The following is a 21358-nucleotide window of genomic DNA, read 5'->3' on the forward strand; positions in this document are numbered from 1 at the left end:
CTTATACGACCGCGCCACTTGCATCCCTGGGTCCTTTCGACAGCACTCCAGGGGGAAGTGTGGCGGTCGAGTCGGGTTGCGGTCGTTAGCGACAGGATCCGAGCGGCCTGCTGATGGTCTGGATGAGGTGGCCGACGGACAGGTCCTACGCTTCTGTGTGCCGATGTGTGCGGGGACCGAATACCCCGGGGCTGTGGGATAATCCGAGCTGCGACCAGCGCCAATAGCCCGGCGCATCTCGTGCAGTGGCCACAATCTGTGCACGTTCGGCGCCCGTGGGCCTGAATGTATTGATGTGGCGGTGCGCCGCTTACGTCAAGGTTGGATTGGGACTGTTGCGGTTGCCGGTTAGTGCACGGCCGAGGCGGCCGGTGTGGTCGCGGTGCGGATGCCGGGCACTGTGCGGGTGAGGGCGATGGTGATTCGCCGTTCGGATTCGTCGGCGAACCGGCCGGAGATGGTGGCTTCGCCTTCGTGGACCGTGACATGCCAGCGCCGTCCTCCGGTGTATTGATCGAGGAGGTTCTGCGCATCGGCGGCGAGTGCGTCGTCGGGGGTGAGCATGAGTCGCAATGCGTCGCCGCGGCTGAACATGCCGATGACGCGGCCGTCGGCATCGACGACTGGCAGACTGCGCAGTCCGTGCGTTACCAGCCTGCTCATGACCTCGGCCAGTGCAGCGTTGTCGGAGACCGAGATCGCTGGTGTGGTCATCACTGCACTGACCGTGTCGTTGAGTTCGCCGGCCCGCAAGAGGTCACCGCTGGTGAGTACCCCGATGAGGCGATCGTTTCGGTCGAGAACGGGCAACGCCGCGTAGCCTAGTTCGGCGAGCATCAGCGCCGCCTCGCGTGCCGTGTTGTTGTGTCGCACGGCGATGATCGGGCGTTGCATGACCTCGCATACCTGCATGTTCTTCATTCCGTTCGACTCCGTTCAGCTAGTTACCGGCTGGGCACGACTGGGCAATCCTTCGCTGGACTGTTCTCGTATTTTCCGGGGGCTGGGTCTGTCAGCCCGTAGGGGACCGCGTGGCTGGGTTGGAGATTGTTGTCAGGGGCGGGCCAAGGCGGCGTGCCGCCCCTGACAACGCGCAGGCCCTGATGTCGGGCCGGGTCTGAGTCGCTGGGGCCCCACGGGTATCGCGGGTGCTCGTGCCGAATCGATTCGCGCGGCGCGTCCGTAGCTGCGTCTTCGGCGACAATGGCTGGCCTATGGTCGGCTGTCGGGCCGATCGGTGCTCACCATGTCGCTCCTGCCACCTGTGGCGTTCTTGTCAACTCCATGATGGCGTGGTTGTCGAGGCGATCAGTTGCGCCGATCCGACAATCGAGGCGTCGAGATTTGTGGCGATGGCACAGCACAAGTCAGTCGTTGTCGGTGATGGCGAGTTCGATCATCATGGCGAGCCGTTTACGGGGGTCTTCCAAGCCCAGGTTGGTCACCTCTGCCATCTTGCGCAGCCGGTTACGGACGGTGTTCTCGTGCACGCCGAGCTGTGCGCCCGCCTGGGCGGGGTCGCCTTGAGCCTGCAACCAGGCGCGCAGCGTTGCAACGTACTGGGTGGAGTGTGTCTGGTCGTGGCGTCGCAACTGCGACACCGGCCCCCGTGCGGGGGTGCGTCCGGAAAGCCCTGCGGCGCGCAACCGTTGTAGCAGGATCTCGTCCCAGGACTCGTCATAGGCGGGGGGCGCAGCATCCGCTGAGCGGGCCTCGTGTAGCGCCAGGCATTCCTCGGCCTCTTGGCGCGCCAACGCCAATTCCGTGGCCCGGGCCCCACCGCTGATGCCGGCCGACACCGTCATCTGTGCGGGCAGCGCCGCCTGTAGCTCGCTGATCCAGCGGCGTGCCGTCGCCGCCTGATCTGCGGGCAGCACGGTGTAGATGGTGTCGCCGACCAGGGCGCTGCGGCTCGAACGGGACCAGCCGAATCCGGTTGTTGCTCGCTCGAAGATCAGCAGCAGCGCGGCGTGCTGCTCGTCGGCGACCCGTGCGCGCAGCGCGATCGCCCGCAAACTCTCCGGCGCCAACCCCAGCCTGCTGGCCACCGTCGCCGCGTCCGCGGCGCCCTCCAGCAAACTGATCACCAGTTCGGATTCCACTTGACGTTCCAGGTCCGCGCTGGCCCTTGATCGCAACAGGTGCAGGGCCACCGTGCGTGCGCCGTCGGCCAAGGCGATCCGTCGAGCCCCGTGCAACGGTGCAGGGCACGACACCCATACCGAACCCAGCAGTTGCCGGCCCACGCGCACGGCCACGACCATCCGCCCTGTCACACCATGTTCTTCCTGCGCGGGCACGAAGAACGGTTCCTCCGAGACCGCTAAATGTGCGAAGACACCGCGCGCATCGAACACCGTCCGCAACCACTGCGGCATCTCCCGCCCCAGGATCGTCTCGACCCGTGCGGGGTCGAGGTGCTGCTGCGGCCTCGAATACGCCAGCACCCGAGACAACCGGTCCTCGATCGTCACCGCACCCCCGGCCGCGTCGGCCAGACTGTCGGCCAAAGCGAACAAATCGGTCGGGCCGCGACCGGCCTCGGTCTCGCGTCCTTCCAGCACCAACCCGTAGACCACTGCGGCCACCTCACTCCAGGCCACCGCAGGATCGACCACCATCACCGCCACACCCTCGATCTCCGGCTCATCCGCGATCTCCTCATCCCCACGGATGAGCGCGACGACGGCCCGCGCCGACACCGCCCAGTCCACCACCTCCGACACCGAACGTGCCCCGATGCCCAGCAGCACATCACCTACTTCCGTGGGGTCCTGATCGGCCCCGTGGATCACCACGCTGCGCAATTGGGTGGACCGGGGAACCGAACACAACCGCAAACGGATCCCATAGCTACCCAGTACGTTCGCCAACCGGTCCAATGTCACCACGAGCCGCTCCTGTGTAGAACCGAAGGTGCAGTGCAATCAGGCGACCGACGGAAGTTCGCGGACAAGGAAGTCGGGCTATCTCGTCGGGCGGTCCATCGGGATGAACACCAGCGCAGCCAGTGTCGGCGACCCGCGTCGCATCGACGAGATCAGATTTCCAGCGCCGCACCCCGTGCGACATAGCCTGTCACTTTCTGGGGGATCTGCGCGGTCGTGCGACGACATCGGCGAGTACGACGGCCTCGCTGATGTCGATGTTCTTGGTGCTGGTGAGCAGTGTGAGTTTGTTCTGGTCTGCCAGTTCGCGCAGATGTGCGAGCGCTTCGACGCGCTCGGGTTCGGTAAGTTCGTCGCGGTAGCGGCGGGACAATTCATCGAAGAGTTCCGGGTCGTGGCTGTACCATCTGCGCAGTTCAGTGGATGGAGCGATCTGTTTGCACCATTCGTCGAGGTGGGCTTTGGTTTTGCTGACGCCGCGGGGCCAGAGCCGGTCCACCAGGACACGGGTGCCGTCGTGCGGGGTCGGGTCGTCATAGATTCTGCGGATTTGCACAGTGCGTCGAGTCGTCATCATCGACCTCCGGTTGTTATCGCTGCGCGATGGTGCAGCGCAGTTGGGCGATAGACACACCATCGAGCCTGCCAGCACCCGCGTCGCAGCGAGGAGTTAGCGTCGAAAGTAGCTAGGACCTGAGGTACCCGGCCACCACAGCAGCGATCTGCAGGAGCACACCGATCACCAGCATCGTCATCAACGGCATGGGACGCAATCCTCTGATTGCGTTACGGCTCAACGAAACTGGAGAACGGGCCGGTACGCCCACTGGCGCGGGCCGCGGCCGGTCCGCTGGGGGACGGTTCAGACATGGATTCACCTTCGATGAGTGGATCAGCGGCCGGGCGCACGCTGGGAGACTTCTGCGGGGACCCGCCGTTGCCGTCCGATCAGGTGTAGTCCGTTGCAGGGTTCCGGGCGCGGTGACGCCGGTGCCGAGATGAGCGAACATTCCGGGCCAGGCGAGGTGTCCGCGGTAGCCGTCGGCGACGGGCAGCACGTGACTTCCAGTGTCAGATCCATGATTTCTGTTCTCCTCGAGTGCCTTTCGCAATGTTCAGTGAGCGGCGGTGTGCCGCGCGGCCTGCTCGATCACGTCGGCGACTGTATCTGGATGCGAGACGGCGACCGAGTGCGATGCGATGACTTCGGTGACATGTGAATGCGCCCGCTCGGCCATGAACCGCTGTGCCTCGACCGGAATGTTGAGGTCCTGGGTGGTGATCACGTCCCAGCTGGGCTTGCTGGAATCAGCATCGGTTGTCCTGGTGCGCAGAACATCGTCACCAGAAGAGCGGATTCGGCATCGTCGAGTGCAGTCCACAACATCCGCTCTTGCCGCTGGCGCGCTGTCTGTCGGCCGCTGTTGACCGGCTGTCGGAGAGGACAACTCGGTCGGCGGTGGAAACGCACAGTATTGCCCAGTGGCGGGCGCAGGCGGGCATCGGCTCTTGGGGTACGGATGCACCGGACTGACTGGATAGTGTGGTCGAATGCGGAGCGTTGAACTCCCTGGTCGGGTTATCGTCCTCAACGGGACATCGGGTTCGGGCAAGACCACCTTGGCCCGGTCCATCCAGGACGAGAGCGACCCCATTCGTCTACTGGGGCATAGACTGTTCCACTTGGTACCGCCGAACTGGGCGGTGGACGCGATGGCCCGCTCAGCTGTGACGGATTCTGGTACGACCGCACCGGCCGCGACGTCGATGACCACCCGTTGGTGGTAGTCCGCTACGGCCACCTCGGCCGGCGAATGCTGCGGTCCGGATGCGCTGCAGCCGCCGAGTTCGCCCACAGCGGTGATCATCTGGTCATCGACGAGATGCTGCTGACCCCAGATCTGCTGCCGATGTGGATGGATGCGCTGGCGGGCCTGGACGTTCAGCTGGTCTGCGTCACGTGTCCGCTGGCCGCGGCGGAGCAGCGGGAACTGGTTCGCGGTAGCGAAATCGGGTTAGCCCGCGGCCACTTCCGCACGGTCCACGACCACGGCCGCGTCTACGACACGATCGTCGACACGACCGCGGGAACCGCCCGCCGAACTGGCCGGAGCCGTGCTGCAACGACAGCAGACCGTGTCCACGTGACGACGAGTTCGCGGACTATCGGGAACCAGAGCAGGGCGACGAGCGTTAGCGCGAGCGCGTGCCAGGGTATCCGCCACCACCGAGGGACCGCCGGTGGAAACGATGTCGCGGTGGTGGCGCGCGGTGCGGCGAATGACCAGGCCAGGAAGGCATCGCCGATGGGGAGGGCGCCGAAGGCGTAGCGTTTGGAGTCACCGAGAGTGACTGGTATGCCGAGGCTTTCGCCGAGACTGGTGGCTGGACCGGCGAAGGATTGATCGCCGTGCACTCGGGCCGCGCCGATGGTGACCACCGTGGCCGAGGCGCTGACACCGAGAATGAGTGGCCCGGAATCCACATCGCCTGCGCCGTTGTGGCCGTGCGGATACTCGCGCACCCCTGGCAGGCCGAGCGGGGTATCAACGAATATTCGGCGGAATGCGCTGTACTGCTGTCTGGCCCACGGGGCATCTATCTCGGGCAGGAACCGCTGGATCATTGCTTGTGACGAGCCGCGCGCACCTTCCTTCAAGGGTGTCGCTTGGTGCGGCAGTAGACCGGTGGTCGGGTCCAGGTGCGCGCGAGCCGAGGTGAGCCATTGGGCGATCACCGGCTCGAAACGCGAACCCACGATACGGTCGTGCAACCTGAGCACGGCCACAGCCACCACGCCGTCGACGGGCCAGGCCTGGCCCGGATACGCTGCAAGGAAAGGCCCGTCGGTATCGAACGCCGCCGCGAGTGCCTCGCAATCGGCGGTGAATTGCGCCGTCTCCGGTGCGCCGGCACCGGCGAGTTCGATCACGGCCCCGCGCAATCGGCTGGACCATCCGACGTAGAAGACCCCGTATGCCGGGCGCAGTCGAGCATCGAAAACCGCTCGCCCCGAAGGGGACCCTAAACGCTGCAGCGCCCAGCGCGCCTCCCGAAGCGCCTCGTCCCGATACGTTGGGTCGCCGCGCGCGACATCAGTCCACGTCAATCCGTACAACGCGTGCGAAAAAAAGTACCCCTCGGGGAACATGCCCTGCATCTCCTCCCCGGCCCCCGATCCCAATTCCGCACGGAGAAAACGTAATTGGGCGATAACGTCGGCGCCCGGCTGCTCATTCCGATACAGCCGAACCTGCGGGACGAGGATCAGCAGCGTGAGCAGAGCCGCGACGGCGACATACATCGCCCCCAAGATGGTCCGAAACGAGATCACACACCGACCCTAATCCTGCTTGCAGCGCCCGCGGTTTCCTGTTTCGACCGGAGTTCGCGCCAGCCCGGCAGCGACGTCAGGGAATGCCATATGCTGCGGCACGCTCAGCTCCGGTCGGCGATGTCGTCGACCGACTGCTGGAACGCCTCAGCGGCGCGGGCGAAATAGTCGAACAGCACCTCGCGCTGTTCCGGGGTGTAGCTCGCGATGATGTCACCGATCCGACGCCGGGCCGGAGTCAGCACCTCATCCAGGTCGGCGGGCTGATCGATGGGTTCGACGATGACTTTGCGCCGGTCGCCGGGATCCGCGCCGCGGCGCACATAGCCGGCGTGTTCGAGGCGGTCGATGAGCCGTGTGGTCGGGCCGGTGGTGAGGCCGGTGCGTGCACCGAGTTCGCCAGGCGTCATCGGCCCGGTCAGCTCGAGGATGTTGAGCGCGTAGAGGTCGGTCGCGCCGAGGTCGACGGCTTTGGCGCCCGCTTGAGCATGCAGCACAACGGAACTCAGATACCGGCGGAAAATCGTGCCCGGATCGCTTCCGTGCCGAGGTGTTGACAAGGGTCAGCCTTTCTCGTAATCTCTTCCTCAACGAAGAAACATCTTCACTGAAGAAACATCTTCTAAGCAGAAGAATACACGAGAGGCTCACGCTATGACCACCATCGACATCAACCCGGCCACCCCGACAGCCCCGACCAGATCCCGGCGCCGCACCATCGTGCGAGCACTGGGCGCTACCACCCTCACGCTCGGGGTGATCGCCGCGGGCGGCTACCTCTGGCTGGACCGCACCTCCGAGGTGCACAACACCGGCGTCGCCGAGTGCACCAGCGTCGTCCCCGACGGCGGCTCCGACACCGACCTGCGGGCGGTCTGCACCACGCTGAGCACGATGACCGCGGCCTGGGGCCGCAACGACGCCGACGCCTACGGCGCGACCTTCACCGAGAACGCCACCTACACAACCTTTCTCGGCACCCACTACCAGGGCCGCGGCGATCTGACAGAGGCGCACCGCGCACTGTTCGAGGGTTTCCTGAAGGGCACCAAGCTCGCGGACTCCTACCTCGACGCCCGGTTCTACGGCGGCACCGTCGCCATCGTCACCAGCCGGGGCGACCGATACTCTGACGACAAACCCGCCGAGTTGTCCAAGACCCAGACCTACACGTTGGTGCGTGAACAGGATGGTCAATGGCGGATCGCGGCGTTCCAGAACACCCAGCGCAACCCCGTGATGGAACGTGTTTCCTTCCTCTTCGACCCGGCGACCAAGCCGCTGGCCGAGCGGTGAAAGCGCTGGTGACCGGCGCGAGCGCAGGCATCGGGCGGGTATTCGCGACCACCCTGGCCGCCGCCGGGTACTCGGTGACAGCCGTGGCGCGCGGGAAGGATGCGCTCGAGGAGCTGATGACCGAACTCGGCGACGGACACGACAATCTGGTCGCGGACCTCGCGACCGAGGACGGGCTGCAGGTCGTCGTGGCGGCACTACGTGCCGGCGGATACACGCTGCTGGTGAACAACGCGGGCACCGCCACACATGGCAGCTTCACCGACATTCCCCTCGAATCAGCGCTGACCACACTGGATCTCAACTGCCGAGCAGTAGTGGTGCTGGCCCACGCCTTCCTCGCCGAAGCGGCGCCCGGCAGTGCGCTGGTGAACGTCTCCTCGACCCTCGGACACACCCCGAAGCCGGGCATGAGCGTCTACAGCGCATCGAAAGCTTTCGTCACCACCTTCTCCGAAACACTGTGGCACGAACAGAAATCGCGCGGCGTGAAGGTGCTTGCCCTGTGCCCCGGCGTCACCGCGACCAGCGTGAGGGCCGTCGAGGATGTGCCGTCCTGGCTGCTCCAGTCGCCCGAGCAGGTCGTGCACGCTGCCCGGAAAGCTCTGTCCGGCAAGTCCGGTCCGGTCACCTTCACCAGCCGGACCAACCGGATGTTCGTCGCCGTGCTGTGCCGGCTGCCGCGCCGGGTCGCACTGTCCGCCCTCGCGCACTGAATTCCCCGCCCGCCACCGACTCCTGCGTCAGATCGATCAGTGGCCGGAGCGTCCAGCACGGCGGGTAGCCATTCCTTCGGAGCCACAAACGCGGCAAGCACCTATTAGCTTCACCCCACCGTCCTGGGCGTCCAGGCCACCAACCCCAGACACCGACAACCTTTAGGGAGCTCACCATGACCACCGACGACACCACCGCCATCCGCGCCCTGATCGAACGCAGCCAGGACGCCTGGAACCGTGGCGACGGCACGGCATACGGCGCCTGCTTCACCGCCGACGCCACCGACGTGACCTACGTCGGCACCGTCTACCACGGCGGTGACGAGATCGGCCGCGCCCACCAGGCCTTGTTCGACAGCTTCCTCAAAGGTTCCCGGCTCAGCGTCGACATCCTCGAGATCCGCCGCTACGGCGCTGATACCGCCGTCGTGCTGACTCGCGGCGAATCCTCCAAGGGCGAGCCGAAGAAGCTCGGAAAGCTGGCCACCTACACCGTTGTTCGGGGAACCTGCGGCTGGCACATCGCGGCCGTGCAGAAGACCCAGCACAAGCCCGTGATGGAGGCCGTGTCGTTCACGTTCCAGCCCGCAACCCGTCCCGCCGCCCGCTGATGACCAGCATTGCCGTCGTCGGCGCGAGCGGGCGCACCGGCCGGATCGTCGTCGAGCAGGCCCTGGCCTGCGGGCATCAGGTGACCGCGATCGTCCGGCGGCCCGGAAGTTTGTCACCCGCACCGGGATTGCGTGAGGTCATCGCCGATCCGACCGTTCCGGGGTCCCTGCACGGACTGCTCGTCGGACACGATGCGGTGATCTCCGCACTCGGCGCCGCCGACCGCGCCCCCACCATCGTCTACTCCGCGAGCACCACCGAGATCATCGCCGCCATGCCGCCCGGCGGTCGACTCCTCGTCATCTCCTCTGCAGGACTGGATGTTCCGGCCGATGCCGGGCCGGCGAGCAGAGTGCTGGCCGCCGCACTGCACCGGATCATGTGCCATACCTACGCCGACATGGCGCGGATGGAGCAATTCCTCACCGAGAGTTCGCTGCGCTGGACCGCCGTACGCCCGACCCGGCTCACCGACAAACTCGGCGCCACAATTCCGCGAGTCTCGTTGGGCGCCACATCGAAGGTCGGTCCGCAGATCTCGCGCGCCGACCTCGCCGCCTACTTACTCGACGCCATCGACGACCCACACACCCACAACGTTGCGGTTTCGGTGTCGTCGGGGCGAGTTCTCCGCAACGCCACGGTGGTCGGCAGATCAGCGAGTCGATGAGAGGCGCTGGTTTATCCACTGTCCTGATCCTGGCATCACCGGCTCGGACGCTGCGGCCCGTCCACCGCGCCTGCCGCAGCAAGCCGAACTCATTCCTGGACGCAACACCAGAAGAACTCCCGTTCATGCCGTTGGGCGCGCGGTCTGTGCAGAACGCCGGCTGTGGCTCGAGACATCCCAGGCTGAGTGTGCGCCGACCGCATAGCGCCGCCGATCCCGGCAACGTCATTCGGCGTTTCTCTGCTACATCGGCATGCGCCCTCATCAGGGATGGGTGAGCGACCAGCAGAACAAGGGCTAGGCGCCGCGAACCGTGACAGGAGGATCGCGGTTTTCGGCTGCCGAGCGGAGTCCCCTGGCGGCGCTAATCGGGCCAGACGGGTGTGCGCTTCGCCAGGAAGGCCGCCATCCCTTCGCGGGCGCCGGGAAGTTGAGCGGCGGCGGCCATGACTTCCAAGGCGAGGGCGTAGGCATCTGCTTCAGGGCGGTCGAGTTGGCCGTAGAGAGTGCGTTTGCCGAGTGCCTTGCTGGCCCGGCTGCCCCGGGTAGCGCGAGCGAGCAGCTCGTCCACGGCGGTATCCAGCTCGGCGTCTGGCACCGCTCGGTTGATCAGGCCCCACTGTTCGGCGGTGCGGGCATCGATCGGGTCGCCGGTGAGGGCCAGTTCCATCAGGCGTTTACGGCCGACGGCGCGGGCCACCGGCACCGCGGGGGTGTGGCAGAACCAGCCACCCTTGCCGCCGGGAAGCGCGAAACCGGCCGATTCGGCGGCGACGGCCAGATCGCATGAGGCCACCAGCTGGCAACCGGCGGCCGTGGCCAGACCGTGCACTCGGGCGATCACCACCTGCGGCACCGATTCGATGGTCGACATGAGCTCGGTGCACAGTGTGAGCAGTTCCCGCACGCCGAGGAGGTCGCGCGCGGCGACATCGGCGAAATCATGTCCTGCGGAGAACACCGGACCGTGCGCGCCAAGAACTATCCCGGTGGCGTCGGTCTCGCCGGCGGCGCGGAATGCGGCGAGCAGTTCGGCCAGATGCTCGCCCGACAACGCATTGCGCCGTTGCGGCCGGTTCATGGTGATGCGCACCGTGTCGCCGTCTCGCGCGACCAGCAAATGGTGATGCTCCAAGGCGGTCATATCTCCACCGTAGATCTCTGCGGGCAACGACACGACACCTCTGAGTGATCCAGAACAGTCCCGCACGGCTGATGCCCCCTCTACCGGGGACACCGACGAAGTCCGTCTCGCCGTGGGGGATGCACGGCAGTGGTGACGGCAGGCAAGATCAAGAGCTAAGCGTAGGGCTGCTCGTCAGCAGCAACGTGAGAGTGTAAAACGTCGCTCTGGGCGTGTAGGTGCCGCATCCGGTCGCTGTGCTCACCACGCCGATCCTTTCACCGCCGCCGGTCATTCGTCGCCCTCTCGGATCAGTTTGTGCAGTTCGTTGGCAGCACGACCGGCTACAGCGGGGTCGGGGTTGTTCATGGCTTCCGCGACGAGGTGATGCCTGCGCGCTCTGTGGCGGTACTCCAGAAGCTCCCGGAACACCGCCGCCAGAGTCGGCTGGTAGGCGTCGTCGTAGTAGACCGGGAAGGTGTTCGATGGCATCGGCCGGTCGTCGTCCTCGGCATCCCAGTCGTATTCGGCGTCGTACAGCCATTGCCGCAGTTGCTCATCGGTTGGACGTTCCGCCGTCATGCGATCACCTCTTCTCGATACCCGGTCGCCCATTCTGGTTATGCCAGTGAATTCTGGCGTCGTTCATCGGTGAATTCCCGGCGTCAATGCCGAGCAGTCCGCCCCGCGGGCGTAGTTGTCGTCAAGCCGGACGACGTCGTCTCGCCGAAGTAGGTACCGGTCTGCACCTCGACGACACGAGATCCTCGCGCCTCTTGGCGGCGGCACGATGCGCGTGCCACTACTCGTCCATCCTGCTCCTTCGGGAGTCCTTGAACTCACTCAATCATCAGGGAAACCCAGATGTGGCCAGCCCGGCTCAGCATCCGAACGGTAGCGGATTCGGCCGCACGGGGCACCCGCCCCGTTTCGTCAGAATCAACGCCCTCGCATCGAATGCGGTTGGTGTGAAAGATAATTGAGCCGTTCGTGGGCGATTCTCCCGCAGCGGGCGTGGATGTGGTTGGTGGGCCCGGTGCTGGGCTGTGTCGCTTCGTGACCCACACTGGGTGATGTTGCCGGGTATTGGGTGAGGATGGCGGAATGGCTGAGGCGGATGGTGTGTTCGATGCGCTGATCGATACGTACTGTGCGGGGTGGAGTGATCCGGATCCGGTGCGGCGGCGGAGGTTTCTCGGCGACGCGTTGGCGGAGGGGGCGACGTATACCGATCCGACCGTGCACACCATTGGGGTCGATGAGCTGGCGGTTCATATCGATGCGGTGTTCGCGCAGCAGCCGGGGATGCGGGTGATGCGGGTCAGCCGGGTAGATGCTCATCATGGGATGGCTCGGTTCGGCTGGCGGTTGGTGCGGGCGGATGGCACGGCGTTGCCGGATGGAGTGGATTTTCTGGAGGTCTCCGCGGAGGGGCGAATCCGTAGGATTGTCGGGTTCTTCGGCGGGTTGCGGAGCATCTAGCGCGGGTTCATCACGGCGGGATCAGGCATAGCACGGCGTCGACCGGGTCGGTCGGCGCGGTCGGAGTGCTGGGGCAGTAGCGTGGATTCGGCCGAAACGGTCCGCCGTGCCATCGGCTTGCAGTCCCCACCGACCCGACAATATTGATGGTTCGCATGGATGATCCGTATGGCCCTGCAACATCTACTGACCGCCCGACAATGGATGCTCGCAACGATCACCGTCCGGCAACAGCGGGAGTTGGGCTGTGTCGCGGCGGCCCGACCGACCGCAGGAGGTACGCAATGATCTTTATCGTCGTCAAATTCAAGACCAAGCCCGAAAAGGCGGACGAATGGCTCGACCTCGTCGGCCCATTCACCGCGGCCACCCGAGCCGAGGAGGGCAACCTCTGGTTCGACTGGTCTCGCAGCGTCGATGACCCGACCGAATTCGTCCTGGTGGAGGCATTCCGAGACCAGGCCGCCGGCGGCGCGCACGTCGGCAGCCCCCACTTCAAGGCCGCGATGGCCGAACTTCCCGCGGCACTCGCGCAGACTCCGCGCATCATCAGTCAGACCATCGATGCCACTGACTGGTCCGAAATGGGGGAGATGACCGTCGAATAGCCGCTTCTGCGAAATTCCGCCACCGCAGCCCGGCCTCGCTGGACATTCTTGCGACTGTGTCGATATCGGCACCGTCCCGGGGCGATTGTGAGTCGAGGATGGGTCCTCGGTCCACTCGAGCAAAGCTGCCCGAACCTCGTCCGCGAGCTCGGTCGAGTTCGAGGCGAACGCGAGAGGCAATGGTGCCGTGAGTAGTTCGCGGTTCCACGGGCTTTCTCCGCGAGCAAGCGATGTTCGAACCAACTGGTTGACGGCGGCGCCGAGAGCGGACGAGGCATGTTCGATGGCAAGGGGGAGCTGGAGCACGGCCATGCTCGCTAAGCGAGCGGCCGCACGCGAGAAGCGTCGGGCTCAGAGCATGGTGGATTAGCCGATTGCATGCTGTTGCCGGAGCGGCACGATAATTCGGTCGATGAAATCCCACTGGTTGACAGGGTCGCACGGCAGAATGTGGCCAATGCGGACATTTGCCCGATTGTTGCAGGCTGCCGTCGCCGGGGCGCTGGTCGTGGTGGCCGGTCATGGCGTCGCGGCTGCCCCCGCCGCGAGCGACGCCCATATTCACTTGCCCTGGCTGACTCCTGAGCCAGGCGAAGTGCAGGCGTCGGGAGCGGCGTTGGCAGACGGAATCACCGGCACGATGTTGTGGTCGCGACAGCCGAACACCTCGGTCCCGATAGCCAGCATCGCGAAGGTGATGACGGCACTGGTCGTGATCAACGCCGGCGACCTCGACCGGACCATTACCGTGCCGCAAGAAATCGTCGCCTACGGCATCAAGTACGACGGAAGCAACGCGGGCCTGGTCCCCGGCGAGGTGCTCACCGCGCGACAGCTCCTCTACGCGATGATGCTGCCGTCCGGCTGCGACGCCGCCTATACCCTTGCCGAGGCCTACGGGCCCGGCCAAGACGGCTTCATCGCCAAAATGAACGACACCGCGCATCAAATGGGCTTGGCGGGAACACATTTCACCGATCCCAGCGGGCTGCCCGCCCCCACCGACCACTCCACCTACTCCACGCCATCGGACCTTGTGGCCCTCGGCCTGCGCGCGATGAGCCTGCCAGTGTTCCGCGACGTCGCCAGTTCGCAGAGCTATCACCTGCCCGCCGGCCCTGCCAACCGGGCTCACCTCTGGCAGACAACGAACTTGCTGCTGCACCACTATCCCGGCACGATCGGCATCAAAACCGGATACACCGACGCTGCGGGAACCTGCCTGCTGTTCGAGACGGTCAGGGCGGGAATACCGCTGATCGGTGTGGTCCTGCACAGCTCACCCGACAGCGACGTCGCCGCAAAGGACGACGCCGAGCGCATGTTGAACTGGGCCTACGACCCGATCCTGAGCGCGCTGCGGATCGGTTGACGCTGAATGCGGCAGGCCGCCTGCGCATCCCGGTGCGCACCAGGACGACCCGCGGCAGGTTGAGGAACACTCGCTTCGGCGCCTGGCCAACGTCCTATATTGCCGCGTGGCGCGCGGTCTGTGGATGAAATCGCTGTAGTTCTGGACAGCGCGTCGTTGCGGCCGGATATCGTGCAGCAACCGGCCGTTGTTCCCGTAATCTTTTGCTGTGGTGGACCTTTCGGTCCGCGGCTGGCAAGTATCTGTGCTGTTGGAAGGAACCACCCATGGCTGAGATCCCACCCCGACCGACTATCACCAGTCCCGCCGAAGGCGCAGTTGTCGGCCCAGGGGCCACGATCAGCGGCACCTGCCTCCGCGGCGCGACAGTGACAGTGACGGCGACAACGAAGAACATCCCCCTGCTGGGCCTCGGCACATCCGTCGGCACGCCACCGGACGGAGTAGATGGCGACGTGTGGGTTGTGAAGACTTTCGAGGAGCTGGCGGCGGACCCGGGCCGGGTGCAGGTCCGTGTGACGCAGACGACCGCGAACGGAACAAGCGCGGAGGCTTCACGCACTTTCACAGTGCAACGCCCCTAGGCGGCGGTTCGCCCGGCGCGCGGTAAGGGGAGCACCACAATCGAACTTGGATTTGTCACCCTCACTGTGCGTAGGTATGCGGCATGACCCCGAGCGTCCGCTCATGCCTGTGGGTTCAGGCAGCTTTTGCCCGAGCGATCTGTTTTGCAGCGTCACCTGCCGGGTCCTGCGATTGCGTCGCGATCTCCAGTGTGCCGAATTGCCTTGCACTACAATGCGATTAGCAACGTTCGTGAATGCTGGCTGCCGCTCGAGGCGCGCCTGGATCCCCCGATGGGGAGCAAGTATGCCGTCTCACCTTGAACGAGGAGAGCTCATGACCGAACAACCAGTTGACGCACCGCCGCCGATCGATGTCGATGTGCAGATCGTCGACTCGTGGCAGCAGACCTATCCCCCTGAGGCGGTGGGCTGGGTTATCAGCTACATCCTCACCCTGGCCGCGCAGGAGGAAGGGGTGGTCAAGTGGGGGATCGGCTTCCAGGTCCCGCTGGGGACGCGCACCAACCCCACCGAATCCCCGTGGTATGTGGTGGACAGTGATGGCGGTGGGGGTGTCGTTGTCATCAGCTGTACGGACGGCGAGCACACCGTCGAGCCTGGAACGCCCTTGCCGGTGGGCGTGCAACTGCTCTACCTATCCCAGGCCGACGCCGGCGACGGTAGCCTCGCCTACCTCTACGCCATCGCCCAACCCTAACCCAGGGCTTTCACCTGTCACGATGGCAGCGGTTCGACCACCGCGCTGGCTGAGTATGACCTCCATCAGGCCGTATTCCTGGCTTTGGTCCAGCGGTGGCGCCCACGCTGGGAGTCCGGTCGCCGAGTAACCCGATCCGGTCGGACCGCCAGTTTGCCAAACGAGTCGAGGGGGTCGGCCTGAATCGTGTCAGGAGCGGCAAACGAACAATCCTGATGTGCGGCTTCGGTTTGCGGTGTAGCTTCCGGTCGTGATTCGGGAGTCACGCCAATGACGCAGGCGGGCAGCCGATTAGGGAGCTTCTCACCGGGCACCTGGACCTGATCCTGGCCGGGATCAAGTCCTACCGCCAGTGTTAAGTAGCCGATGAGCGAGCATCTGCAGTGTTGACCGGGCCTCGGAAACAAGGGCGGCGGCACGGTAGAACGCATCATGCCGGATCCGCATCGACAGGCTGGTCTCCATGGAGGACGTTGGATAGCCCGATACGTGGTTCTTCGCTATCCGCGGTGTCTCGGATTTCCTCGTCCGGCCGTTCTTCGAGCGTTTCCGCGAGAGCCGAGGCGATGAGGGCCACGGCCCGATCATCGTCGCCGGCCAGTTGCCGCAGGGTGTCCAGTGCGATAGTCCCCGGCATCTCGGCGAGTGCCTGGGTCAGTCGCATCCGCACCGCCGAGTTCGCTGCGTGTGTGGTGAGCTCGTCGACCAGCGCACTCAGGATCCAGTCCGCCCACTTCGCGTCCTGTGCCAAATTTCCCAAGAGCTCGGCCGCCTCGACATCGTTCGGGCCCGCGACGACCGTGCCGACGAGGGCAGGCACAGCCATGGTCACGCCTCGCGCACCGAGTGCAAGAGCAGCATGTCTGCGGATCGTCGTGTCCGCGTCCTCGAGCGCGTCCGTAAGCACCGCGGTCGCCTCGTCGCCCGATAGCTCGGCGAGCGCCAGGACCGCGCGCCGCCGGACGTCGACGTCTTCGGAGGCCATGCCGGATGCCACGCTCGCCACACCGTCACCGCCGGCCCGTGCGAGGGCCCACCGCAGGGCCCCGGCAACGTTCGGATCGGATTCGGTGAGGACCGCCTCGGCCAGCAGCTCGGCGGGCATCGACAGGTCCTCGGTCGGGGCGAGGGCGGCCTGCTGCCGCCGGGCGGCACTCTGCGATGCGAGTCCGTGCAGGAGCTCGACGATGCGCGCGACGTCCTGCCAACCGGAGGGCTCGGCCGCATCGACCGCACGGAGATGCTCGAGGAGTTCTTGCTCCCGATGCAGTCGTTCTTCGGTTTTTCGGATGAGGTCGCCGACCAGTGCGGACGGGGTGAATCCAGGATCGTCGAGAGCGCGTCCGATTTGGCTCAGTGACAGTCCCAGGGACCGTAGCCCCTCGATGTGGAAGATCCGCCGGATGTCTTCGGGGGAGTATTCCCGGTAGCCACCCATGGTGCGGCCTGTCGGTCGTACCAGCCCGAGGGTGTCGTAGTGCCTGAGCATCCGGGCGCTCACCCCCGAGCGCCGCGCCACCTCGCCGATCAGCACGCGGTTTTCTCCTCTCGATCCGGACCGAGCGCGACTACTCGTCTCGCCTCGTCAACTGCGAGGTCGAATCCGGCATCCGGGTCACGCAGGAGCCGCTCCGTGGCGCGCGCATGTGCCCGCACCGTCGGGTCGTAGCTTGCCATCGCCGTCCGAAGGGCCGGCTCGACCACGTCTCCGAGCGTGACGAGGGCACGGCTCAGACTCAGCCGGACCTCTCGGTCACCGCGGCCGAACTGCGTGGCCAGTTCCGCGGCCAGCCTTTCCTTCTGCCTGTCGGGCACGAGAACGACGGCAGCGCGCCATGCACTCCGCGCGACCTCGTCATCGGCGTCGTGCAGCAACGACCGCGTGATCGCCGGCCAGGAGTTCGGGTCCCCGATCTTGGACAGAGTGTGCAACGCTTGGCTCCGGGCCTGAGCGCGCTCGGAACGGAGTTCCGCGAGGAGTTTCGGAACCGTGATTTCCGACGGGTGACGGGTCAGCGCCCATGTGAGCATGTCGCGCACGAAGAAGTCTGGCTCGATCGCGCACCGTTCTACGAGCGGATCGACGAAACCGGACTCGGGATGCGTGCCGGCTGTCAGGGCCGCCGTGAGCCGCGTTGACGAGTCCCCAGCCGCCAATGCCTCGAGCAGTCGCATGTCCTGTGGACTCCTGTGTGTCGAGTTGATGTGGACCACCTCCGACAGCCAGTGAAGTCCTTGACACAGTGACAATGTCAAGTGCACGGGCGAGACGCCGTCTACATCGCTACTTCACCATCGCATGGGTAGCTCGGCCCATCGGATGCACTCTTCTGCCGCTGACCGCGTTCCCCGGCCGGTGTTGTCTGCCGGGCAACGTCCTGTGTAGACCAGCGATGACCGCCGATGGACCGCTGTCCCACGTGACGTCGGTGTGATGCCTGAACAGCTTCACCCACGCTTGACCGCAGTCGCCAGATCTAGCGGCCAGGAGTCCTTCGTCGGTCCTGTCGCATGAGACTGGTTGATTGCCAACAGAATTCGACATCAGTGCTGCGCTTTCGCCGGTTTCAGCATGTCTTCCGGACGTAGCCGGGATCACGCGGAGTGGAGACGTCGACGTCCCTGAGCACGATGCTCAGCCTGCTTGCGTAGCCTTCGCACGCCGCCGACAGGCCTGGTTCGGTGTATTCGATATCGATGACGTGGTTGTCGTAAGCCGTCGCGTAGTCACCACACTCCGAGGTGTCACCACATTCTTCGGACACCGCGAAATCGAGTCCGGCGGCGGTCCTTTTATCCACGAGTTCGGCGCCGTTCTTCTGGCCGATGGCCAGGCCGCGGTCGTGCGAGTGCTTGGCGAGCATGGTGATGAAGGTGACCGCTTGGTCGGTGGTCAGCAGCTCCTTCGATCGGCTGTAGCTGTCGTAGTTGTCGACCTCGACGGCATTGAAACGCTTGTTCGCGCATTCGTCGATCCACTGGTTGACTTTGTCCGCGATACGGATGCGTTTGTCGGCTGTGCGGATATCCAGCAGCGCCTCCTTCCACCTCGTGTCGTAGACGACCTTGCCGTCCTTGTCGCGCAGCAATAGGTCCTCCGGCCACGCGCTCTCCGCACCCGGCTGGACCTGAAAGCCGTTCACGTAGCAGATGTTGTACAACCCGTCGGCCCGCTCGGCGCTGTGATCGCGACTGACGACCGTGACTCCCGCCGGCGGATCGTAGGGACTGGTGATCTGGTAGTCGAACCCGGCATGAATCGGAGGCAGGGTTATTGCCGGCGCGGCGCTCGCGGTACCGGCCTGCTGCGCAACGATGCCGGTGGCCGCGGCGACGAGCGCCAGTGCGGTCGCTGAGCGACGACGAATGCGTGCGGTGGAAATGGTGATCACGAGACTCTTTTCGCTCCATGATGATGGCTTCGGCCCCAAGGGCTTCACCGGCCACTGCCCCCACCACGCGCCGTGCCGGAAACCCTTCAGGCACAGGCAGATACAACCATCACCGGCCGGCCCCGTCAAAGTCCCCACAGTCGGTGGCGGCCCGACCGCGGCCACCCACGCCGAGAGATCCTCATCGATCGGCACAAGACACACGGGCTCCTGCCGAAACCACCGAGCCAGCAGCGGAATCGACAGCACCTACATCACGAAGCACAGCTGGAGAGTGTTAGAAGTGGGGATGGGGATCCACGATGTGGTCGAGGGCCTCCAGATCCCGTTGCAGAGCGTAGAAGGTGGCCAGCGCGACAGCGAAGGCGAGAAACCCACCGACACACAAGGCTACGATCGAGCCGATCACCGTGTGCTGCTGGTGCGGAGTCAGGAACATCAGCCCTACCGGCACGCCGATCAGCGGAACCGAGGCCGCCACACCGAGATACAGGCGGCTGCGCCGGATCAGCCGGTGTAGCCGGGTCGAGTCGTCGGGGTAGGTGTGCCCGGCGGCGACCAAACCCGGGTAGTACCAGCGCAAGACGAAGAATGTGGCTGGAAAATACGTATACACGACCGCCGCCGCGGCCGCGATGAGGCTCGAGGCGATGAGATTCGCGAGCAATCCGGCCGGCAGCGGCCCGAGCGTCAGCAGCTTCACCAGGAAGATACCCATGGCCAGGATCCAACCGATGAATGCGACGGCAGCGATCCGGTCACCGCAGGCGAGGGTGTCGGCGCGCGCCCGGGCGAGGGTGGCTTCGTCGAAGCGCTTGCCCCGGCGCAGGCCGTCGGGCACCAGGAAGACGTTGCGGCACCAGTACAGCAGCCCGGCGGTCGCGACCGGGAAGGAGATCGCGATCACCAGATACCCCAGGTGGGTCAACCGCCCGGCGGCCTCGGATCCCAGTTGGAGTTGGATCAGCCGGACGTTGTGCGCTGAGAGGTACAGTCCGGCCACGACCTGGCCGAACATGCCCGCCGGAATCACCACCGGCACCGGCCGCATGTGCAGCCGAGCCCGCAGGCTGTGTGCGGGCGGGACGATCAGGTCACGTGCGGCCCGATCCTGGCTCAATTCCAGTCGCAGAGCCAGTTCGGCGCCGCTGGAATAACGGTCGGCGGGGTCGGACGCAAGGCAGGTGAGCAGTGCATCGCGCAATACTGCCGGGCACTCGGGGGGCAGCTCGGCCGCCAGGTGCGCGTCCACGGGCCTGCGGCGTCGATCGATCATCGCCTGCAGCGATTGCTCCGATTCACCAGCCCCGGGTCCGTCGTCGAACGGCCGCCGTCCGGTGAGTAGTTCCCACAGGACCACCGCCAACGCGTAGAGGTCGCTGCGAGTATCCAGATCCGCGGCAGTGGTGGTCAGGCTGGGGTGGCAGGCCTCGAGCTGTTCGGGTGACATGTAGGACAGCGAGCCACCGAAGTAGGCAACCGGATTCGCGCCGGGCAGATGACGGCTGAAGCTGATGTTGAAGTCGGCCAGTTTGGGCTGACCGTCGGCGGTGAGCAGCACATTGGCGGGCTTGACGTCGCGGTGCAGCACACCGTGGCGGTTGGCATAGTCCAGGGCGGTCGCGAGGCGGCTGCCGAGCCAGGCGACCGACTCCGGCCAGGTGAGCCGTTCGAGCTCCGCGCGCGCGGCCGAGGGCTGCGGCTCGACCACGCCGCCGCTCCTGGTGGCGGCGTCGATAGCCGCCAGCAGCAGCTTGCCGCTGCGTTCGGCCGGTGGGGTGCGGTGCAGCAGTCGCAGCACACCCAGCAGGGTGCCGCCGGGAACGTACTGCATGTACATGAGTTTCAGATGCTGTTCAGTGATCTGCCGCTGATCGAAGACACGGACGATGTGGTCGTGGTCGAGCTGGGCCAGCGTCTGTGGTTCGGCGCCGCGGTCGTGGGAGATCTTCACCGCGACCAGCCGCCCCATCGATCGCTGCCGAGCCAGGAATACGCGCGCGAAGGCGCCTCGGCCCAGCGGCAGCAGCAGGTCGAAGTCGTCGACGGTGGAGCCCGGAGCGATGGCGTCGATGGCATCGAGCGCCGTGGGGTCGGCCAGCAGGGTGGTGCGCGGGCCGCTCAGGTCGAAGCCCTCGGTGATGTGCGCCATCTGGGTCGGGTAGTCGTGCTGGTATTCGGTCAGGTCGACGTCGTTGCGGTGGCTGCGGGCGCTGATCTCCTCGTAGATGAGATCCGGCGGCAGCGGAGCAGCGCCCAGTTCCGGGAATTGTTCGCGATAGTCGGCAAGGCGCAGCGCGTCGTCGCTGCGCTGCCAGCGTTCGTGCATATCCACTTTGATCAGCTCGATCAGCACGGTTCGCCGCAGCGCGGGCTCCGCCGGCAGGTGAACCGACAGATTGGGCGGTTCGCTCGAGGAGTGCCAGCGTTCGGCGAACTGGGTAACCAGGGTCGCCAACGCGGTCTGCGTTGCCGTCGCGCGGACGCCACCGAGGTTGGAGGTGCTCGCGCCGAGATTCTCACCCATCGTCGCTCGCCTCGAAGTTGATCCCGGCTCTCGCACGGAGGGTCGTGAATC

Annotated in this window: 22 protein-coding genes and 1 pseudogene; 11 read left to right on the plus strand and 12 right to left on the minus strand. The window is 65.5% G+C overall.

Annotated features, from left to right (window positions below):
- Positions 1 to 348: 348 nt before the first annotated feature.
- The 4 genes from ACFU4Z_RS18530 to ACFU4Z_RS18545 form a co-directional block, all read right to left on the minus strand.
- A complete protein-coding gene (locus ACFU4Z_RS18530; RefSeq protein WP_379064460.1) occupies positions 349 to 921 on the minus strand; it encodes a CBS domain-containing protein in 573 nt (190 codons plus the stop codon).
- Positions 922 to 1367: 446 nt separating this feature from the next.
- Positions 1368 to 2891, minus strand: a complete 1524-nt coding sequence (locus ACFU4Z_RS18535) for a PucR family transcriptional regulator (protein WP_379064462.1) — start codon at positions 2889 to 2891, stop codon at positions 1368 to 1370.
- 187 nt (positions 2892 to 3078) lie between these two features.
- A complete protein-coding gene (locus ACFU4Z_RS18540; protein WP_379064838.1) occupies positions 3079 to 3462 on the minus strand; it encodes a DUF488 domain-containing protein in 384 nt (127 codons plus the stop codon).
- 541 nt (positions 3463 to 4003) lie between these two features.
- Complete coding sequence (locus ACFU4Z_RS18545) at positions 4004 to 4174, minus strand: hypothetical protein (RefSeq protein ID WP_379064464.1); 171 nt, start codon at positions 4172 to 4174, stop codon at positions 4004 to 4006.
- Between the two features lie 265 nt (positions 4175 to 4439).
- On the opposite strand from ACFU4Z_RS18545, the gene ACFU4Z_RS18550 reads away from it, so the two are divergent.
- Together ACFU4Z_RS18550 and ACFU4Z_RS18555 are read left to right on the plus strand one after the other, a co-directional pair.
- Positions 4440 to 4676, plus strand: coding sequence for a hypothetical protein (locus ACFU4Z_RS18550; RefSeq protein ID WP_379064466.1), 237 nt, complete (start codon positions 4440 to 4442; stop codon positions 4674 to 4676).
- A gap of 26 nt (positions 4677 to 4702) precedes the next feature.
- Positions 4703 to 4930 (plus strand): annotated as a pseudogene (locus ACFU4Z_RS18555) (chloramphenicol phosphotransferase); the annotation flags it as partial.
- Positions 4931 to 4947: 17 nt separating this feature from the next.
- On the opposite strand, the gene ACFU4Z_RS18560 reads toward ACFU4Z_RS18555, so the two are convergent.
- Together ACFU4Z_RS18560 and ACFU4Z_RS18565 are read right to left on the minus strand one after the other, a co-directional pair.
- On the minus strand, positions 4948 to 6222 hold the full coding sequence (locus tag ACFU4Z_RS18560) for a hypothetical protein (RefSeq protein ID WP_379064852.1): 1275 nt from the start codon (positions 6220 to 6222) through the stop codon (positions 4948 to 4950).
- Positions 6223 to 6326: 104 nt separating this feature from the next.
- On the minus strand, positions 6327 to 6782 hold the full coding sequence (locus tag ACFU4Z_RS18565; protein WP_379064468.1) for a MarR family winged helix-turn-helix transcriptional regulator: 456 nt from the start codon (positions 6780 to 6782) through the stop codon (positions 6327 to 6329).
- Between the two features lie 94 nt (positions 6783 to 6876).
- On the opposite strand from ACFU4Z_RS18565, the gene ACFU4Z_RS18570 reads away from it, so the two are divergent.
- The 4 genes from ACFU4Z_RS18570 (at position 6877) to ACFU4Z_RS18585 (ending at position 9519) form a co-directional block, all read left to right on the plus strand.
- A complete protein-coding gene (locus ACFU4Z_RS18570; RefSeq protein WP_379064472.1) occupies positions 6877 to 7518 on the plus strand; it encodes an SgcJ/EcaC family oxidoreductase in 642 nt (213 codons plus the stop codon).
- 8 nt (positions 7519 to 7526) lie between these two features.
- Positions 7527 to 8234 carry an SDR family NAD(P)-dependent oxidoreductase gene (locus ACFU4Z_RS18575; RefSeq protein ID WP_379064474.1) on the plus strand — a complete coding sequence of 236 codons (708 nt, stop codon included), beginning with the start codon at positions 7527 to 7529 and terminating at the stop codon, positions 8232 to 8234.
- Between the two features lie 176 nt (positions 8235 to 8410).
- Positions 8411 to 8848, plus strand: coding sequence for an SgcJ/EcaC family oxidoreductase (locus tag ACFU4Z_RS18580; RefSeq protein ID WP_379064476.1), 438 nt, complete (start codon positions 8411 to 8413; stop codon positions 8846 to 8848).
- Positions 8848 to 9519, plus strand: coding sequence for an NAD(P)-dependent oxidoreductase (locus ACFU4Z_RS18585; protein WP_379064478.1), 672 nt, complete (start codon positions 8848 to 8850; stop codon positions 9517 to 9519). Before ACFU4Z_RS18580 ends, ACFU4Z_RS18585 begins: the two co-directional genes overlap by 1 nt.
- Positions 9520 to 9883: 364 nt before the next feature.
- Here the strand turns inward: ACFU4Z_RS18585 and ACFU4Z_RS18590 are convergent, their stop codons facing one another.
- The gene (locus ACFU4Z_RS18590) at positions 9884 to 10663 is read right to left on the minus strand and encodes an enoyl-CoA hydratase-related protein (RefSeq protein ID WP_379064480.1); all 780 of its coding nucleotides are present in this window, start codon (positions 10661 to 10663) and stop codon (positions 9884 to 9886) included.
- Between the two features lie 270 nt (positions 10664 to 10933).
- Positions 10934 to 11224: a hypothetical protein gene (locus ACFU4Z_RS18595; protein WP_379064482.1), complete on the minus strand. Its 291-nt coding sequence runs from the start codon at positions 11222 to 11224 to the stop codon at positions 10934 to 10936.
- Positions 11225 to 11746: 522 nt separating this feature from the next.
- Here ACFU4Z_RS18595 and ACFU4Z_RS18600 point away from each other — a divergent pair.
- The 5 genes from ACFU4Z_RS18600 to ACFU4Z_RS18620 all read left to right on the plus strand — a co-directional run bounded on the left by ACFU4Z_RS18600 (position 11747) and on the right by ACFU4Z_RS18620 (position 15388).
- Positions 11747 to 12124 carry a nuclear transport factor 2 family protein gene (locus ACFU4Z_RS18600; RefSeq protein ID WP_379064484.1) on the plus strand — a complete coding sequence of 126 codons (378 nt, stop codon included), beginning with the start codon at positions 11747 to 11749 and terminating at the stop codon, positions 12122 to 12124.
- A gap of 284 nt (positions 12125 to 12408) precedes the next feature.
- Positions 12409 to 12732 carry a putative quinol monooxygenase gene (locus ACFU4Z_RS18605; protein ID WP_379064486.1) on the plus strand — a complete coding sequence of 108 codons (324 nt, stop codon included), beginning with the start codon at positions 12409 to 12411 and terminating at the stop codon, positions 12730 to 12732.
- A gap of 457 nt (positions 12733 to 13189) precedes the next feature.
- Positions 13190 to 14104 (plus strand): D-alanyl-D-alanine carboxypeptidase family protein, encoded by a 915-nt coding sequence (locus ACFU4Z_RS18610; RefSeq protein WP_379064488.1) that lies wholly within the window; start codon positions 13190 to 13192, stop codon positions 14102 to 14104.
- Positions 14105 to 14370: 266 nt separating this feature from the next.
- Positions 14371 to 14688 carry a hypothetical protein gene (locus tag ACFU4Z_RS18615; RefSeq protein ID WP_379064490.1) on the plus strand — a complete coding sequence of 106 codons (318 nt, stop codon included), beginning with the start codon at positions 14371 to 14373 and terminating at the stop codon, positions 14686 to 14688.
- A 316-nt stretch (positions 14689 to 15004) separates the two neighbouring features.
- Entirely contained in the window at positions 15005 to 15388 is a 384-nt protein-coding gene (locus ACFU4Z_RS18620; RefSeq protein WP_379064492.1) for a hypothetical protein, read from the plus strand.
- Between the two features lie 430 nt (positions 15389 to 15818).
- Here ACFU4Z_RS18620 and ACFU4Z_RS18625 read toward each other — a convergent pair whose 3' ends face one another.
- The 4 genes from ACFU4Z_RS18625 to ACFU4Z_RS18640 form a co-directional block, all read right to left on the minus strand.
- Complete coding sequence (locus tag ACFU4Z_RS18625; RefSeq protein WP_379064494.1) at positions 15819 to 16922, minus strand: MerR family transcriptional regulator; 1104 nt, start codon at positions 16920 to 16922, stop codon at positions 15819 to 15821.
- Entirely contained in the window at positions 16916 to 17563 is a 648-nt protein-coding gene (locus ACFU4Z_RS18630; RefSeq protein ID WP_379064496.1) for a HEAT repeat domain-containing protein, read from the minus strand. The genes ACFU4Z_RS18625 and ACFU4Z_RS18630 overlap by 7 nt, the downstream gene beginning before the upstream one ends.
- A gap of 392 nt (positions 17564 to 17955) precedes the next feature.
- Positions 17956 to 18780: an endo alpha-1,4 polygalactosaminidase gene (locus tag ACFU4Z_RS18635; protein ID WP_379064498.1), complete on the minus strand. Its 825-nt coding sequence runs from the start codon at positions 18778 to 18780 to the stop codon at positions 17956 to 17958.
- A 277-nt stretch (positions 18781 to 19057) separates the two neighbouring features.
- Positions 19058 to 21307: a serine/threonine-protein kinase gene (locus tag ACFU4Z_RS18640; protein ID WP_379064500.1), complete on the minus strand. Its 2250-nt coding sequence runs from the start codon at positions 21305 to 21307 to the stop codon at positions 19058 to 19060.
- Between the last annotated feature and the right edge of the window lie 51 nt (positions 21308 to 21358).

Origin of the sequence: Nocardia sp. NPDC057440 (assembly GCF_042802915.1) — a bacterium.
In the GTDB taxonomy this organism is placed as follows: domain Bacteria; phylum Actinomycetota; class Actinomycetes; order Mycobacteriales; family Mycobacteriaceae; genus Nocardia.

Coding starts and splice junctions, on each gene's coding strand:
- ACFU4Z_RS18540 (WP_379064838.1), bottom strand. CDS start 3,462: ATGACGACTCGACGCACTGTGCAAATCCGCAGAATCTATGACGACCCG.
- ACFU4Z_RS18580 (WP_379064476.1), top strand. CDS start 8,411: ATGACCACCGACGACACCACCGCCATCCGCGCCCTGATCGAACGCAGC.
- ACFU4Z_RS18590 (WP_379064480.1), bottom strand. CDS start 10,663: ATGACCGCCTTGGAGCATCACCATTTGCTGGTCGCGCGAGACGGCGAC.
- ACFU4Z_RS18530 (WP_379064460.1), bottom strand. CDS start 921: ATGAAGAACATGCAGGTATGCGAGGTCATGCAACGCCCGATCATCGCC.
- ACFU4Z_RS18550 (WP_379064466.1), top strand. CDS start 4,440: ATGCGGAGCGTTGAACTCCCTGGTCGGGTTATCGTCCTCAACGGGACA.
- ACFU4Z_RS18620 (WP_379064492.1), top strand. CDS start 15,005: ATGACCGAACAACCAGTTGACGCACCGCCGCCGATCGATGTCGATGTG.
- ACFU4Z_RS18570 (WP_379064472.1), top strand. CDS start 6,877: ATGACCACCATCGACATCAACCCGGCCACCCCGACAGCCCCGACCAGA.
- ACFU4Z_RS18640 (WP_379064500.1), bottom strand. CDS start 21,307: ATGGGTGAGAATCTCGGCGCGAGCACCTCCAACCTCGGTGGCGTCCGC.
- ACFU4Z_RS18605 (WP_379064486.1), top strand. CDS start 12,409: ATGATCTTTATCGTCGTCAAATTCAAGACCAAGCCCGAAAAGGCGGAC.
- ACFU4Z_RS18615 (WP_379064490.1), top strand. CDS start 14,371: ATGGCTGAGATCCCACCCCGACCGACTATCACCAGTCCCGCCGAAGGC.
- ACFU4Z_RS18585 (WP_379064478.1), top strand. CDS start 8,848: ATGACCAGCATTGCCGTCGTCGGCGCGAGCGGGCGCACCGGCCGGATC.
- ACFU4Z_RS18630 (WP_379064496.1), bottom strand. CDS start 17,563: ATGCGACTGCTCGAGGCATTGGCGGCTGGGGACTCGTCAACGCGGCTC.
- ACFU4Z_RS18610 (WP_379064488.1), top strand. CDS start 13,190: ATGCGGACATTTGCCCGATTGTTGCAGGCTGCCGTCGCCGGGGCGCTG.
- ACFU4Z_RS18600 (WP_379064484.1), top strand. CDS start 11,747: ATGGCTGAGGCGGATGGTGTGTTCGATGCGCTGATCGATACGTACTGT.
- ACFU4Z_RS18595 (WP_379064482.1), bottom strand. CDS start 11,224: ATGACGGCGGAACGTCCAACCGATGAGCAACTGCGGCAATGGCTGTAC.